This is a genomic window from Streptomyces sp. NBC_01198 (genome assembly GCF_036010485.1).
Taxonomy (GTDB): domain Bacteria; phylum Actinomycetota; class Actinomycetes; order Streptomycetales; family Streptomycetaceae; genus Actinacidiphila.
The window spans coordinates 2,227,331-2,241,743 of sequence record NZ_CP108568.1; the positions used below are offsets into that span (position 1 = coordinate 2,227,331).

The 14,413-nt window shown below is 72.0% G+C and carries 16 protein-coding genes and 1 pseudogene; all 17 read right to left on the bottom strand.

Annotated features, from left to right (window positions below):
* Positions 1-7 precede the first annotated feature (7 nt).
* The 17 genes and pseudogenes from OG702_RS09880 to proS all read right to left on the bottom strand — a co-directional run bounded on the left by OG702_RS09880 (position 8) and on the right by proS (position 14,350).
* A complete protein-coding gene (locus tag OG702_RS09880; protein WP_327288481.1) occupies positions 8-589 on the bottom strand; it encodes a TetR/AcrR family transcriptional regulator in 582 nt (193 codons plus the stop codon).
* A 30-nt stretch (positions 590-619) separates the two neighbouring features.
* Positions 620-1,456, bottom strand: coding sequence for an RNA polymerase sigma factor WhiG (gene whiG, locus OG702_RS09885; RefSeq protein ID WP_327288482.1), 837 nt, complete (start codon positions 1,454-1,456; stop codon positions 620-622).
* A gap of 284 nt (positions 1,457-1,740) precedes the next feature.
* Positions 1,741-3,048 carry a DNA-processing protein DprA gene (gene dprA / locus OG702_RS09890; RefSeq protein WP_327288483.1) on the bottom strand — a complete coding sequence of 436 codons (1,308 nt, stop codon included), beginning with the start codon at positions 3,046-3,048 and terminating at the stop codon, positions 1,741-1,743.
* The gene (locus OG702_RS09895) at positions 3,048-4,688 is read right to left on the bottom strand and encodes a YifB family Mg chelatase-like AAA ATPase (RefSeq protein WP_327288484.1); all 1,641 of its coding nucleotides are present in this window, start codon (positions 4,686-4,688) and stop codon (positions 3,048-3,050) included. Before OG702_RS09895 ends, dprA begins: the two co-directional genes overlap by 1 nt.
* A pseudogene (locus OG702_RS09900) lies at positions 4,688-5,096 on the bottom strand (YraN family protein). The gene OG702_RS09895 and the pseudogene OG702_RS09900 overlap by 1 nt, the downstream one beginning before the upstream one ends.
* A 42-nt stretch (positions 5,097-5,138) precedes the next feature.
* Positions 5,139-5,465, bottom strand: a complete 327-nt coding sequence (locus tag OG702_RS09905; protein WP_327288486.1) for a DUF2469 domain-containing protein — start codon at positions 5,463-5,465, stop codon at positions 5,139-5,141.
* Between the two features lie 93 nt (positions 5,466-5,558).
* Positions 5,559-6,305, bottom strand: coding sequence for a signal peptidase I (lepB, locus tag OG702_RS09910; protein ID WP_442814703.1), 747 nt, complete (start codon positions 6,303-6,305; stop codon positions 5,559-5,561).
* A gap of 55 nt (positions 6,306-6,360) precedes the next feature.
* Positions 6,361-7,365: a signal peptidase I gene (gene lepB, locus OG702_RS09915; RefSeq protein WP_327288488.1), complete on the bottom strand. Its 1,005-nt coding sequence runs from the start codon at positions 7,363-7,365 to the stop codon at positions 6,361-6,363.
* The gene (lepB, locus tag OG702_RS09920; RefSeq protein WP_327288489.1) at positions 7,346-8,503 is read right to left on the bottom strand and encodes a signal peptidase I; all 1,158 of its coding nucleotides are present in this window, start codon (positions 8,501-8,503) and stop codon (positions 7,346-7,348) included. Before lepB (OG702_RS09920) ends, lepB (OG702_RS09915) begins: the two co-directional genes overlap by 20 nt.
* Positions 8,496-9,215, bottom strand: a complete 720-nt coding sequence (gene lepB / locus OG702_RS09925; RefSeq protein ID WP_327288490.1) for a signal peptidase I — start codon at positions 9,213-9,215, stop codon at positions 8,496-8,498. Before lepB (OG702_RS09925) ends, lepB (OG702_RS09920) begins: the two co-directional genes overlap by 8 nt.
* A gap of 44 nt (positions 9,216-9,259) precedes the next feature.
* Positions 9,260-9,610, bottom strand: coding sequence for a 50S ribosomal protein L19 (gene rplS, locus OG702_RS09930; protein WP_327288491.1), 351 nt, complete (start codon positions 9,608-9,610; stop codon positions 9,260-9,262).
* Between the two features lie 133 nt (positions 9,611-9,743).
* Complete coding sequence (gene trmD / locus OG702_RS09935) at positions 9,744-10,565, bottom strand: tRNA (guanosine(37)-N1)-methyltransferase TrmD (RefSeq protein ID WP_327288492.1); 822 nt, start codon at positions 10,563-10,565, stop codon at positions 9,744-9,746.
* Between the two features lies 1 nt (position 10,566).
* A complete protein-coding gene (rimM, locus tag OG702_RS09940) occupies positions 10,567-11,127 on the bottom strand; it encodes a ribosome maturation factor RimM (RefSeq protein WP_327288493.1) in 561 nt (186 codons plus the stop codon).
* A 143-nt stretch (positions 11,128-11,270) separates the two neighbouring features.
* Positions 11,271-11,510, bottom strand: a complete 240-nt coding sequence (locus OG702_RS09945; RefSeq protein WP_033173065.1) for an RNA-binding protein — start codon at positions 11,508-11,510, stop codon at positions 11,271-11,273.
* A gap of 2 nt (positions 11,511-11,512) precedes the next feature.
* Complete coding sequence (gene rpsP, locus OG702_RS09950) at positions 11,513-11,956, bottom strand: 30S ribosomal protein S16 (protein ID WP_327288494.1); 444 nt, start codon at positions 11,954-11,956, stop codon at positions 11,513-11,515.
* A 149-nt stretch (positions 11,957-12,105) separates the two neighbouring features.
* The gene (locus OG702_RS09955; protein WP_327288495.1) at positions 12,106-12,696 is read right to left on the bottom strand and encodes a hypothetical protein; all 591 of its coding nucleotides are present in this window, start codon (positions 12,694-12,696) and stop codon (positions 12,106-12,108) included.
* Between the two features lie 241 nt (positions 12,697-12,937).
* Positions 12,938-14,350: a proline--tRNA ligase gene (proS, locus tag OG702_RS09960; RefSeq protein WP_327288496.1), complete on the bottom strand. Its 1,413-nt coding sequence runs from the start codon at positions 14,348-14,350 to the stop codon at positions 12,938-12,940.
* Positions 14,351-14,413 lie beyond the last annotated feature (63 nt).

Genomic DNA, 14,413 nt, shown 5'->3' on the forward strand with positions numbered 1-14,413 from the left:
GCGCGGGTCAGCCGGTGACGCCGTGCAGGGCCATGGTTATCGCGGCCCGGGTGATCCGCTCGGGGTCCTCGGCGGCGCCCAGTTCGATCCGCCGGACGGCGGCGTCCACCACACCCTGCAGCAGCATCGCGGTCAGCCGCGGCTCGTCGTGGCCGAGGTCGGACAGAGCCTCGACCACCATGGCCACCAGGCCGCCGTGCGCGGCGCGGATCTTCTCCCGGGCGCCGGGGTCCAGCTCGCCCGCGGAGATCGCCGCGACAGCGCGGTGCCTGCGGTCCCCGACCAGGGCCAGCTGGCTGCGGACATAGGCCTCGATCCGGTCCTCGGCGCTGTCCGCGGTCTCCATCGCGGCCTCCACCTCGGCCGCCCAGACCGGGAAGTCGACCGCGCACAGCTCCTCCACCACGGCGGCCCGGGAGCGGAAGTACTCGTACACCGAGGAGCGGGCCAGACCGGTCCGCTCGGCCAGGGCCGGGAAGGTCAGTGCGTCCGTGCCGCCCTCGGACAGCAGGGACCTGGCGGCGTCCAGCAGGGCCCGGCGCTGCATCGTGCGGTGTTCGGCCACCGAGGCCGCTCGAATCCTGGGCATCCCACCACTGTAGACAGTGCGGAGGTGGGGTCAGCGGCCGACGTCGGCGAGCTTTGCCCGCAGTTGAAGCACCGACTTGGTGTGGATCTGGCTGACCCTGCTTTCGGTGACGCCCAGTACCTGACCGATCTCGGCCAGCGTCAGGCCCTCGTAGTAATAGAGGGTGACCACGGTCTTCTCCCGCTCGGGCAGCGTGTTGACGGCCCGGGCGAGCAGGCGGCGCAGTTCGCGGTCCTCGGCGACCTCGGACGGGTTGTCGGCGCCGGTGTCCTCCAGGGTGTCCACCAGGCTGAGCCGGTCACCGCTGTCGGCGCCGACGTGCAGCAACTCCTCCAGCGCCACCACGTTGGCCAGCGACAGCGCGCTGAAGACGCCGTGCAGTTCCTCCAGGCCGACGCCCATCTCGGCGGCCACCTCGGGCTCGCTGGGGGTGCGGCGGAGCTTGGCCTCCAGCGTGGCGTAGGCCCGCTCCACCGCCCTGGCCTTCTGCCGCACCGAGCGCGGGATCCAGTCCAGGGCGCGCAGTTCGTCGATCATGGCGCCGCGGATCCGGGTGATCGCGTAGGTCTCGAATTTGATCGCCCGGTCAGGGTCGAACTTCTCAATCGCGTCGATCAGGCCGAACACCCCGGACGACACGAAGTCGGCCTGCTCCACGTTGGCCGGAAGTCCCACGCTGACCCGGCCGGCCACGTATTTCACCAGCGGCGAGTAGTGCAGGATCAGTTGCTCGCGCAGCCGGGCGTCCCCCGTGGACTTGTAGGTCCGCCACAGCGCGTCGAGCGTCGTGGGGGCGGCGGGCCGCGCGGCGGCCGGGGCGGCGGTCGCGGCCGTCGCCCGTTCGGACCCGGGCGTGTACTGGGGCATGCGTCGTTGTGCGCCGTTCTGCCGTGACGTGGATGAGAAATCGAGCCTCCGAGAGCGTAGCGTGACCATAGTGTCGCTTATTGCTACATCATCCGTATGGGACATGCGCAGATACGTTCCTCTACGGGTACGCGGACGTCGCGGCAGGTTCGCGGGGTCCGGCGCGGGGGCCGCCGAACGTCCGCATCGGGCCATCATGGGGCGCGGCCGGGGCCCGAACTCCGCGTCCCGCGATCGCCCCAGGTCACGGGCTTCCGCTGTCACCTGATGGTGTACCGGTCACGTCAACAGGCGTGCCGCGTGCCGCCGCCCCGTCTGGTACGGACCAACTGCCACCTCCCGTCGTGCCGTTCGACGAAGCCCAGCGCCTGCAATTCGTAGAGCCTGCTCAGCGTGTCGTCGCAGGTGGACCCGGCGGCGTCGGCGATCTGCCGCTCGTCGGCGGCGCCCCGGCCCGGCACCGCCTCAAGCACCCGGGCCGCCGCCGGGCCGAGCAGGTCGCGGGGCAGCACCGGGCCGCGCCGCGGGGGCGCGAGGTCGGTGCCGATCTCGCCGATCAGCTCGACGACTTCGGCCGCGTCGGTCACCACCGCCGCACCGCCGCGCAGCAGTTCGTGCACTCCCTCGGACAGCCCGCTGGTGCACGGCCCCGGCACCCCCATGGTGATCCGGCCCATGGCCGCCGCCCGGCGCGCGGTGATCAGCGAGCCGCTGCGGTAACGGGCCTCGACCACGACCGTGCCCCGGGTCAGCGCGGCGATCACCCGGTTGCGCAGCACGAAGCGGCTCCTGGTGGGGTGCTCGCCGGGCGGCAACTCGCCGACCAGCAGGCCGCATTCCGCGATCCTCCCGATCAACTCGGCGTTGCCCGGCGGATACGCCACATCCACACCGGACGCCACCACCCCGATGGTCGCGCCGCCGGCCGCCAGGGCGCTGCGGTGCACCACCCCGTCCACCCCGTAGGCGGCGCCGGAGACCACCACCCAGCCCGCCCTGGCCAGATCCGCGCCGAGCCTGGCCGCCATGTGGGCGCCGTAGTCCGTACAGGCCCGGGCGCCGACCACCGCGACCGACCGCAGCGCCCACAGCCGCAGCGACGGCCGGCCGCGGACCCACAGGCCGAGGGGGCGCTGCGGGCCGAGGTCGTCGAGTTGCCCGGGCCAGTCGCCGTCCCCGGGGCAGACGAAGCGTGCCCCTGCCCGGTGGGCGGCGGCCAGGTCGGCCACCGGGTCGGCGCGGGCGGCCCGCCGGGCATAGGAAGCGGTCCGGCGCGGACTGGCTCCCGGCAGCGCCCGGCCGCCGCACGCGGCCCGCAGCGCCGCCTGCACGCCGCGGTCCCGCACCGCCCGCCCCATCACCTCGTCCCCCGGGTCGGCGATCCGGGTCAGCGCGGCCCTGGCCAGCCGCTCCTGCCACCCGGTGCACTCCCCCAGCCCCGCGGCGGCCGTGCCGCTCTCTCCCCCGCTCCGGTAGACCCGCCGCATCGCCTCCGCCGGGCCGTCCGGATCGGGCGGCCCGGACAGCGCGGACAGCGCCATGGGCTGGGACGGTGCCGACGGGTCGCGCGGGTCCCGATCGAGGCCCGGCATCAGAAGCTCCCGGCCGGCGCGGGGCCCCGGCTGACGCCGGTGCGCAGTTGGAGGGCCGCCCGGACGTCCTCGGCGTCCGGGCGGGGGTGCCCGGCCAGGTCGGCCAGCGTCCAGGCCACCCGCAGCACCCGGTCCAGGCCCCGGGCGGTGAGCAGCCCGCGCTCCATGTCCCGCTCGGCCGGGTGCATCGCGCCGGAGGCGACCGGCCAGCGGGTGCGCAGCTCATGGCCGGGGACGTCACCGTTGGCCCGCCACGGGGTGTCGGCGTAGCGCACGGCGGCCCGCTCCCTGGCCTCCCGCACCCGGGCGGCGACGACGGCGGTGCTCTCCCCCGGGCCGCGGCCGATCAGCTCCGAGCGGCTGACCGCCTCCACCTCGACCCGCAGGTCCACCCGGTCGAGCAGCGGCCCCGACAGCCTGGCCTGATAGCGGCGCACCGCCGTCGGCGAGCACTCGCAGCCCGCGCCCAGCAGCGAATACCTCCCGCACGGGCACGGATTCGCCGCCAGCACCAGCATGAAGCGGGCCGGCAGCCGCATCACCCCGGCCGAGCGGGCCACCACCACATGGCCGGACTCCAGCGGCTGCCGCAGCGCTTCGAGGGCTTTCACGGTGAATTCCGGCGCTTCGTCCAGGAAGAGCACCCCACGGTGCGCCAGCGACACCGCTCCCGGCCTGGGCAGTCCGCTGCCGCCACCGACCAGCGACGGCATGGTGGCCGAGTGGTGGGGCGCGCAGAAGGGGGGCGAGTCCACCAGCGGGCGGCCCGCGGGGAGGATGCCGGCCACCGAGTGGACCGCGGTGACCTCAAGGGACTCCTGGCGGGACAGCGCGGGCAGGATGCCGGGCAGCCGCTCGGCCAGCATCGTCTTGCCGGCACCTGGCGGACCCTTCAGATAGAGGTGGTGGGCGCCGGCCGCGGCCACCTCCAGGGCGAGCCGGGCGACGGACTGCCCGGCCACGTCGGCCAGGTCGGGGCCGACCGCCCTGCCGCTGTCCGCGGTACCGCCGCCGAGGCTGGTGGCCAGGCCCGAGCCCACCCCGCCGCCGGGCACGGTCAGCCCGGCCAGCATGGGATCGGGCCTGCCCTCCCCGTAGGGGCCCTCGTCCTCCTCCTCGGGGACCGGCTCGTCGTTGAGCACCGCCACCAGCTGGCGCAGGCTGCGCACGCCGAGCACCGCGACGCCGGGGACCAGCGAGGCCTCCGCCGTGGTGCGCTCGGGGACCACCACATGGCGATACCCCGCCTCGGCCGCCGCGAGCACCGCGGGCAGCACGCCCCGCACCGGGCGGACCCGGCCGTCGAGGCCGAGCTCGCCGATCATCATCAGGTCGGCGATGGACTTGGGGGCGATCCGCTCGTTCGCGGCGAGCAGCGCGCAGGCCACGGCCAGGTCGAACCCCGAGCCGCCCTTCGGGACGGAGGCTGGGCTCAGGCCGACGGTGAGCTTCTTCTGCGGCCAGGTCTCACCGCTGTTCACGATCGCGGCGCGCACCCGGTCCCGGCTCTCGACCAGGCTCTTGTCGGGCAGGCCGACCAGGGTGAAGGCCGCGAGGCCCGGTTCCAGGTCGGCCTGGACCTCCACGACCACACCCTCGACGCCGATCAGCGCGACCGAGCACGTACGGGCGAAGCCCATCACGCCACCCCCCGCACGTGCTCCACCGCGGGAGCGCCGCGGTCGGGCAGGATCACGCCGATCAGGTCGATCCGCACCCCGCCCGGTGGCGCCCCGCCGTGCTCGGCGGTCCATCGCTCGGCCAGCGTCCGCAGCCGGTCCAGTTTCGCCGGGGGAAGCGCCGCCATCGGGTGCTGGAAGGGCCCGGCCCGCCGGGTCTTGACCTCGCAGACCACCAGGGCGTCACCCTCGGTCGCGAGGATGTCGATCTCACCGCGGCGGCCGTGCCGCCAGTTCCGCCCGACCACCGTCAGGCCCGCCGCCAGCAGGGCGCGGACCGCGACCTCCTCGCCGTACCGCCCCAGCGCACCTCGCGCGTTCATGCGTACCACCTCCGTCACTGACTGTGACAGAGTGAGCCGCCCTCACGATGATCTTGCTCTCAAGCCTGTGGATAACTCTCCGCGCGCCTCAGTTGTTGAAGCCGGAGTCGTCCGACGGCAGATCCAGATCCGCCTTGTTGAGCTCCTCGATGTTCACGTCCTTGAACGTGAGCACCCGCACCTGCTTCACGAAGCGGGCCGGCCTGTACATGTCCCAGACCCAGGCGTCGGCCATGGAGACCTCGAAGAACACCTCACCCTGCACCGAGCGCACCTGCATCTCGTAGTCGTTGGTGAGGTAGAAGCGCCGTTCGGTCTCGATCACGTACTTGAACAGGCCGACGACGTCGCGGTACTCCCTGTAGAGCTTCAGCTCCATCTCGGTCTCGTACTTTTCGAGGTCCTCGGCGCTCATCGTGTGTTCCCCTTCAGCCGTGCGTGCCCCCATTGTGCGTCACACGGTCTCACGACCGCGCGGAACTTCCCCGCACCCGCACGTCCGCGGTGATCACCTGCGCCTCAGCAGTCTGGCCAGCGGGTCGTAGGCCGCACCGCCCAGGATCAGCACCGCGCCGGCGATGACCGCGATGACCAGCGAGCCGAGGGGACCCTGCCCCGGCGATCCGCCGCCCGGGATCGCGCCGAAGGCGGAGGTGCGCGCCAGCAGGCCCATCCGGGACGCGGGCCAGGCGATGCCGTCCACCCGGCCGCGGACGTCGCCGGCCGGCACAGCACCGCCCTGGGCGTCGGCCAGGTGGATACGGGAGTCCTCGGAGACCGCGCGGTTGTCGCCGAGCAGGAAGAGGTCGCCGGCGGGGACCCGGGTACTGAAGGGCTCCATCGAGGCCGGGCCGCCGCCCTTGAGATAGGTCTCGTCGACCGGCTTGCCGTTCACCGTCAGCCGGCCCTGCGCGTCGCAGCAGGCCACCACGTCGCCGCCGACCCCGACAACGCGCTTGACCAGCGGCTCGGCGCCCCACAGCTTGTCCTGGAAGACCACCACGTCGCCGCGGTGCACCGCGGAGCCCGACACCTTCTGGGCCAGCAGCCGGTCACCGGGCTGCACGGTGGGCACCATCGAATTCGTCGGCACCGTGTACGGGCGGTAGATCAGGGCTCCCCAGACCGCCGCGCCCAGGAAGAGCACGCAGCCCACGGCGATGGCTATACCGGAAAGCCGGTGGCCGATACCGCCCCGGCCACCGGCTGTGCCGCGTCCTACGGTGCTGCTCCCTGTGGTGCCGGTGCCGGTCATCGCGCCGCTGCTGCTGCTCATGGACCGGAACCCTACCGGGCGGTACGGCCCCGGGTCAGCAGTCCTGAGCGGCCGCCTGCACCGGCTCGGCCCTGGACAGCAGCCGCCGCCTGCGCCACATCACCAGCGGCAGCGCGCCGGCCAGGCCGGCCGCCGTCGGGATGGCCGCACCCGCGGCATTGATGCCGGGCTGCGAGAAGGTGCCGGGGATGGAGAGCACGTCCCAGCGGTTGACCGGCCAGGCCACCACGACCGCTCGGCCCACCACGTCGCTGTTCGGGACGGTGCCGCCGCCGGGGAGCGTGGTGTGGAAGCGGGAGTCGAGCGAGTCCTGGCGGTGGTCGCCCATCACCCAGATCCTGCCCTTGGGCACGTGCACGGTGAAGGGCACCTCCGGGCTGCACGCGGTGTTGCCCGGGAAGACGTACGGCTCGTCGAGCGCCTTGCCGTTGACCATCAGCGGTCCGGTGCCCTTGCAGGAGACCGTGTCACCGCCGACGCCGATCACCCGCTTGATCAGGTCCTTCTCGTCGGCCGAGGGCATCAGGCCGATGAAGCTCAGGCCCTTCTGCAGGCCGCGCACCACCACGTTGCTGCTGGGGGAGGGATTCTCCGGCAGCCAGCCGCCCGGGTCGTGGAAGACGACGACCTCGCCACGGCTCGGCGTGGAGCCGAACCAGGGGGTGAGCTTGTCGACCAGCACCCGGTCGCCCTTGAGCAGGGTGTTGTTCATCGAGTCGGACGGGATGGAGAAGGCCTGCACCAGGAACGTCTTGATCAGCAGCGCCAGCACCAGGGCGATCCCGATCAGCAGCGGCAGTTCCTTCCAGAACGACCGCTGCTTGCGGTTGTCGTCGCGGTGGGACCGCTCCGCGTCCTCGTCGTCCTTCTCCCGCCGCGGATCCGCGGGGCCGACCGGCCCCACCGGGTCACCGGGGGCGCCGGGCGCCATCGCCGGAATGCCGTTGCCGGGCAGCGCGGCACCCGGCGCGGGGTCCTCGACCCACCTGCCGTTCGCCGTACCGCCACCGGAGGCCGGGTCATGCTCCGCCGTCGTCATACCCGTCCTGTCGTCGTACGCCGGCCCGGCCGGGGGCCGTCCGGGGACCGGGGCGTCTGCCGCCGATTCGTCGGCCGGGGGCACCTCGGAATCCCGCTTCTCGGGCTCGCCGGGTCCAGACCGCGCGCCGACCACCAGGTCCCCCACATCCACTCCTCACTCCAGACCGCCGCCCGCGCCCCATCCGGCGCAGGCCCGCCACTCCCATAACGAGCGAGAGTTCCGCAGGAGTCGGTAGCCGGTTCGTCCTTTGACCGTTGTTGGCCGAGCCCACCCTAGTGGGCTCACCTGTGGCCGCCGCGGCGGCCGACCCCGGCGCGGGCACCGCGCCGAAGGTCGCTGGTTCCTTCAGCCGCTGCCAGTGGCCGATCGGCCAGCCGATCACGAAGGCCCGCCCGACCACCAGGCTCTCCGGGATGGTGCCGCCGCCGGGCTGGTCGACGTGGTAGCGCGAGTCCGCCGAGTCCGAGCGGTGGTCGCCCATCACCCACAGGCGTCCCTGCGGTACGTGGTCGACGAACTTCTTCAGCGAGGGCGGGTTGCCCGGGTACAGATAGGGCTCGTCCAGCGGCTTGCCGTTGACGAGCAGCCGGCCCTGGGCGTCGCAGCACTCCACCGTGTCGCCGCCGACCCCGATCACCCGCTTGATCAGGTCCTGTTCACCGGTGGCGGGCAGCAGCCCGATGAAGGTGAAGAACTGCTTGACCTGCTTGATGACCACCGGGTCCGGGGCCGGCGCCGGCTCGCCCGACAGCCAGCCGCCCGGGTCCTGGAAGACGACCACGTCGCCGCGGTGCGGCTGGGCGCCGAACCAGGGGGTGAGCTTGTCCACCAGCACCCGGTCGCCGATCTTGATGGTCTGCTCCATCGATCCTGACGGGATCACGAACGCCTGGAGCAGGAAGGTCTTGAGCACCAGCGCGATCAGCAGCGCCACCATGACCAGCAGCGGCACCTCACGGGCCAGCGAGCGGCGCCGCTTGCGGCGGACCTTGCGGGCGAGCTTGCGCCGCTCGATCCGGGTCTTGCCCGGCAGTCTGGGCGGGTTCAGATCGTCCTCGCCGGCCGGCTCCTCGGCGGAACCTGCTTCCCCGGCCGCCCGGCCACCGGCCGGGCGCGCCCTGCCGCGGTTACCCATGCGGGCCGGCCGGGGCGGGAACGGCGGCGAAGGTCACGGGCCGGCGCAGCCTGGTCCAGTGGCCGACCGGCCAGCCGATCCAGTCGGCGCGGCCGATCACCCGGCCGACCGGAACCGTACCGCCGCCGGGATCGCCGAGGTGGTCGCGAGAATCACGCGAGTCGTCGCGATGGTCGCCCATCACCCAGAGTCTTCCGTCCGGTACCACGATGTCGAACGGTACCCGGGACGGGGTGTCCCCCGCATAAAGGTAGGTCTCGTCCAGCGGACGGCCGTTGACCTGCAGCCGTCCCTGCGCGTCGCAACAGGTGACCCGGTCGCCGCCGACCCCGATGACCCGCTTCACGAAGTCCGTGCCGCCGGTTTGCGTGAACGACCCGTCGCCGTCGAACACGATCACGTCCCCCCGCTGCGGAGTGCCGCCGAAGCGGTACGCCAGCTTGTCCACCAGTACCCGGTCACCGATCCGCAGCGTGCCCTCCATCGAGCCGCTGGGCACCTGGAAGGGCTGCACCACGAAAGTGCTGACCAGCAGCAGCGCGGCCACACCGGCGAGCGCCAGCAGGATCGTCCGCCGCCACTCGGCCCACCACACCGGCAGCGCCCGCGCCAGTCTCCGCCGCAGCACGACGGAACGCGACCGCTCCTCAGGCTCCGCCTCGTCGGCGGCAGAGGAACGGTCGCGTTCCGGTGTGGCTGCTTCGGTGTCCATCGAGGCCAGAGCCTATCCGGCCGTCCCCTGGATACCGCTACGGCTCAGTTGTCGCGCTTCTCCTTGATCTTCGCGGCCTTGCCGCGCAGCTCACGGAGGAAGTACAGCTTGGCGCGGCGGACGTCGCCGCGGGTGACGACCTCGATCTTCTCGACGATCGGGGTGTGCACCGGGAAGGTGCGCTCGACACCGACGGAGAAGCTGACCTTGCGGACCGTGAAGGTCTCGCTGACGCCCGCGCCCTGACGGCGGATGACGACGCCCTTGAACTGCTGCACACGGGAGCGGTTGCCCTCGATGACCCGCACGTGGACGTTGACGGTGTCACCCGGGCGGAAGGCCGGGATGTCGGTGCGCAGCGAGGCGCCGTTGAGGCTCTCGATCAGGTTGGTCATGGTGATGTCTGCTTTCCTCGCCGATGCCACAGGTCATCGACGGAACGTGGTGGTTCGTCATGGGTGGGCCGCCGGTGCCGGCGGGCGTCGTTCCCCCTGTGGCAGGGGCGCGCGCCGGACGGGCAGCAGCCGCTCATTCTTCCACGGCGTAGGGGCTCGGCCCAAATCGTCCGTCCGGGCCCGGCTGCCAGCCCAGGATGCTGAGCATCTCCCGGTCTCGCCGGTCGAAGACGGACGGGTCGCAACGTCGCACCAGGTCGGGCCGGTTGGCGACCGTACGCCGCAGTGCCTCGTCCCGCCGCCAGCGGGCGATTTTGCCGTGGTGGCCGCTGAGCAGCACCTCGGGGATGCCGCGGCCGCGCCACTGCGGGGGCTTGGTGAAGACCGGCCCCTCCAGCAGGTCGGCCATGGCGCCCGGCGCGAAGGAGTCGTCCCGGTGCGACTGGGCGTTGCCGAGGACGCCGGGCAGCAGCCGGGCCACCGCCTCGGTGATGACCAGCACCGCCGCCTCGCCGCCGGCCAGGACGTAGTCGCCGATGGAGACCTCGTACACCGGCACCCTGGTGCGGTACTCGGCGGTGAGCCGGGCGTCGATGCCCTCGTAGCGGGCGGGGGCGAAGATCAGCCAGGGCCGCGCGGACAGTTCCGCGGCGAGTGCCTGGGTGAAGGGCCGCCCGCTCGGGGTGGGGACGACCAGCGCGGGATGGCAGGCACCCGCCTCGTAACCGATGGCCATGGTCTCGTCCAGCGCCTCGCCCCACGGCCCGGTCATCATCACCATGCCCGGGCCACCGCCGTACGGGGTGTCGTCGACGGTGTTGTGCCGGTCGTGGGCCCAGTCGCGCAGGTCGTGCACCTGGACGTCCAGCCGTCCTGCGGCGCGGGCCTTGCCGACCAGCGAGACCTTCAGCGGGTCGAGATACTCGGGGAAGATCGTGACGACGTCGATCCGCATCTCAGCCGCCGTCCACCGTGCTGTCGCCGGCCGCTTCCGCGGTGTCCTGGATCTCGTCGTCCAGCAGTCCGGGCGGCGGGTCGATCACCGCGCGCTGCTCCTCCAGGTCGATCTCGGGCACGAACTCGGCGACGAAGGGGATCAGCACCTCGGTCTCGTCCGGGCGCCGGACGACCAGCAGGTCCTGGTACGGCAGGTGGCTGATCTCGGCGATCCTGCCGATCTCGCGGCCGTCGACGGTGACCACGTCGAGGTCGATCAGCTGGTGGTCGTAGAACTCCTCGGGGTCCTCCGGGGTCTCCGCCGGGTCCACCTCGGCGATCAGCAGCGTGTTGCGCAGCGCCTCGGCGCCGGTGCGGTCGCTGACGCCCTCGAAGCGCAGCATCAGCCGCCCGCTGTGCACCCGCCCGGTGGCGATGGTCAGCGGTCCGGTGGCGGCCGGGTCCGTGGCCAGCACGGCGCCCGGCGCGAGCCGCAGCTCCGGCTCGTCGGTACGCACCTCTATGCTCACCTCGCCCTTGATGCCATGGGCGCGGCCGATCCTGCCGACTACCAGCTGCATGGAGCGCTTCACCTCTCGTACCTGGTCCGGGTCCTGCGTCGTCCATGCCGCACGACACCGGGGTCGTACGGCATACAGCTCGGGCCGGGAGCGGCATCGCCACCCCCGGCCCGAGCCGGTTTTCCGTGCGGTACGGCCGGTGCTCAGCGCACCTGGTCGACGTCGACCAGGTCGACGCGGATACCACGGCCGCCGAGCGCGCCCACCACCGTGCGCAGCGCGCGGGCGGTACGGCCGTTGCGGCCGATCACCTTGCCGAGGTCGTCGGGGTGTACCCGGACCTCAAGCACGCTGCCGCGGCGCAGGGTGCGCATGTCCACCTGCACATCGTCGGGGTTGTCGACGATGCCCTTCACGAGGTGCTCAAGAGCCTCCTCAAGCACGCTCAGGCCTCGGTGGACTCAGCCGCGGCCGGGGCCTCGGCGGTGTCGTCGGACTTCTTGTCGGCCTTCTTCGCCTTGGGGGTGATCGCCTCACCCTTGGGCTCGTCGGCGCTGTCCTTGGCCGCGGCCTCGAACAGGGCGCGCTTGTCGGCCTTCGGCTCGGCGACCAGCAGCGGCGCGGGGGCCTCAAGGCCCTTGTACTTCTGCCAGTCACCGGTGAGCTTGAGAATGGCGAGCACCGGCTCGGTCGGCTGGGCGCCGACGGAGAGCCAGTACTGGGCGCGGTCCGAGTCGACCTCGATGCGCGACGGGTTCTGCACCGGGTGGTACAGACCGATCTCCTCGATGGCCCGGCCGTCACGGCGGGTACGGGAGTCGGCGACGACGATGCGGTAGTGAGGCGAACGGATCTTGCCCAGACGCTTCAGCTTGATCTTGACTGCCACGGGAGTGGGTTCTCCTGGAATTGACGTGTTTGGGCACAGCGGACCTCCACGTGGGGTTGTGGGAGTCGTTGCGCCCGATGGACGCGTCAGCCGAAGGAGAGAGGGTTCCTGCACGGCTGTCGAGTTCTCAGCTGGACATTCTGCCACACTCAGGCGGCGCCCACGACCTCCGGGATACGGAACGGCTGCCCGCAGGCCCCGCACATGATCGGCGCCTGGGCCAGGACGGACGGCACGACGCGTACATTGCGCCCGCAGTCGCAGACCGCCTTGACCCGCACTCCGCCGCCCGAAGACCCATGGCGTGCGGCGGGCCCGCGGAAGGAGCTCGCGGTGTCCGCCGTGGTGGCCACGGTGTGGGCCTTGAGGGCGCGTTGCAGCCGGTCGATGGTCGCCCGGTATCGCTTCCGGGTGTCCGGGCGCATCACCACGAGCGAGAACCCGCTGCTGGGATGCGGCTCCTCCGCGTGGTCGAGGCCCATCTCGTCGGCGATGGCCAGGAATCGGCGGTTGTGGTAGCGGCCGGCACGCGAGGTGTCACGGATGCCGCGGGCTGCGGCGATCCCGTGCACGGCCTCATGCAGCAGCCTTTCGAAGGAGAGCGCGTTTCCGCAGGCGGATGACGACTCTCCGATCAGGGACTCGGGGGCGGCCAGATCGGGCAGCTCGGGGTGGTGCCGTTGAATGTCGGCCCACGCGACTGCCAGCTCGGCGGCGAGGACAGGTGGTGTCGTGCTCACGCCGTGACAACGAGCCGGGCGCTCCCGGTGTTCCGATTCCGGGCCAGCCCAATTAATTTGCACTGATCGGTCAGTTCCGGATGATGCGCCGTGGATGGGCGTGGATGGGCATGACGCAGGGCGGGTGCGGAGGACAGTGGAGAACCCGCGCACCCGCCCCAACGTTGGACGAACCACGTATTACGTACATCGGTTTTCGGTCAGCGGACACCGGCGGCCGTCCGCGGCCGCAGTACGCCCGCTAGTACGCCCGCGCGACGATCGCCAGCGTGCCAGGAGTGTCGTCCGCGTCCGGCACCCCGCCGTCCTTGGTGACCAGGCAGCGCACCGAAATGCCCTGCTCGGCGAGCTTCGCCTCGCCCTCCGGGCCGAGGTCGGCCCACGGGATGCGCGCCCAGCCGGTGGCGGCGGCCTCGGCCGCCTCCTCGATGGTCGCGACGTCCACAGTGCGGGATTCCCGACGTTCGCGGGACTCGCGCAGCAGGTGCGCCTGGTCCTCCTCAAGCACGGCGGGCAGCAGCTCGGCGAGGCTGTCGATCGAGACCGGCGTCTTGCCGCCGGGGATGCGCCGGGCCAGCACCGCGGTGCCCGCTTCCAGGTCGCGCGGGCCGACCTCGACCCGCACCGGCACGCCCTTGAGCTCCCAGTCGACCGCCCGGCGGCCGAACGGGGTGTCGGTGCGGTCGTCGACCACGACCCGCAGCCCGGCGGCCTTGAGGCGGTCGCCGATCTCCCGCACCTTGGCCACGACCTCGTCGTCGCCCTTGATCGCCAGCACCACGACCTGCACATGGGCCAGCCGCGGCGGCACCCGCAGCCCGTTGTCGTCGCCGTGCATCATCACCAGCGCGCCGATCATGCGGGTGGTGCTGCCCCAGGAGGTCTGCCAGACGTGCTCCTGGGCACCGTCCTTGGACAGGTACTGCGTGTGGAAGGCCTTCGCGAAGTTCTGGCCCAGCTCGTGGCTGGTGCCCAGCTGCAGGGCCTTGCCGTCGCCCATCATGCCTTCGAGGGTGAGGGTGTTGATCGCCCCCGCGAAGCGCTCCTTGACCGTCTTGCGGCCCAGCACCACGTCCATCGCCAGCACGTTGGTCATGAAGTCGGCGTAGACCTCGCGCTGGATCAGCGAGGCGTAGTCGCGGGCGTCCTCGTAGGTGGCGTGGGCGGTGTGGCCCTCCTGCCAGAGGAATTCGGTGGTGCGCAGGAAGAGCCGGGGGCGCAGCTCCCACCGCACCACGTTCGCCCACTGGTTGATCAGCAGGGGCAGGTCCCGGTAGCTCTGCACCCACTTGGAGAAGTACTCGTTGATGATCGTCTCGGAGGTGGGGCGCACCACGATCGGCTCGTCCAGCTCCTTGCCGCCCGCGTGCGTGACGACCGCCAGCTCCGGCGCGAAGCCCTCGACGTGCTCGGCCTCCCGAGTCAGGTAGGACTGCGGGATGAAGAGCGGGAAGTACGCGTTCTGCGCGCCCGCTTCCTTGATCCGCAGATCCATGTCCTGCTGCATCCGCTCCCACAGGCCGTAGCCGTACGGCCTGATGACCATGGTGCCGCGGACCGGGCCGTTGTCGGCCAGCTCTGCCTTGTTGATCAGGTCCTGGTACCAGCGCGGGAAGTCGTCCGCCTGGGGGGTGAGAACGGGAGCCTTTGCCATGGGGCGATGGTACGTGCCGCCGCCCCCGCAGCGTGAATCGGTTACGCCCGTGGAACCGGCCGC

Coding starts and splice junctions, on each gene's coding strand:
- OG702_RS09880 (WP_327288481.1), bottom strand. CDS start 589: ATGCCCAGGATTCGAGCGGCCTCGGTGGCCGAACACCGCACGATGCAG.
- whiG (WP_327288482.1), bottom strand. CDS start 1,456: ATGCCCCAGTACACGCCCGGGTCCGAACGGGCGACGGCCGCGACCGCC.
- dprA (WP_327288483.1), bottom strand. CDS start 3,048: ATGCCGGGCCTCGATCGGGACCCGCGCGACCCGTCGGCACCGTCCCAG.
- OG702_RS09895 (WP_327288484.1), bottom strand. CDS start 4,688: ATGGGCTTCGCCCGTACGTGCTCGGTCGCGCTGATCGGCGTCGAGGGT.
- OG702_RS09905 (WP_327288486.1), bottom strand. CDS start 5,465: ATGAGCGCCGAGGACCTCGAAAAGTACGAGACCGAGATGGAGCTGAAG.
- lepB (WP_442814703.1), bottom strand. CDS start 6,305: ATGACCGGCACCGGCACCACAGGGAGCAGCACCGTAGGACGCGGCACA.
- lepB (WP_327288488.1), bottom strand. CDS start 7,365: ATGACGACGGCGGAGCATGACCCGGCCTCCGGTGGCGGTACGGCGAAC.
- lepB (WP_327288489.1), bottom strand. CDS start 8,503: ATGGGTAACCGCGGCAGGGCGCGCCCGGCCGGTGGCCGGGCGGCCGGG.
- lepB (WP_327288490.1), bottom strand. CDS start 9,215: ATGGACACCGAAGCAGCCACACCGGAACGCGACCGTTCCTCTGCCGCC.
- rplS (WP_327288491.1), bottom strand. CDS start 9,610: ATGACCAACCTGATCGAGAGCCTCAACGGCGCCTCGCTGCGCACCGAC.
- trmD (WP_327288492.1), bottom strand. CDS start 10,565: ATGCGGATCGACGTCGTCACGATCTTCCCCGAGTATCTCGACCCGCTG.
- rimM (WP_327288493.1), bottom strand. CDS start 11,127: ATGCAGCTGGTAGTCGGCAGGATCGGCCGCGCCCATGGCATCAAGGGC.
- proS (WP_327288496.1), bottom strand. CDS start 14,350: ATGGCAAAGGCTCCCGTTCTCACCCCCCAGGCGGACGACTTCCCGCGC.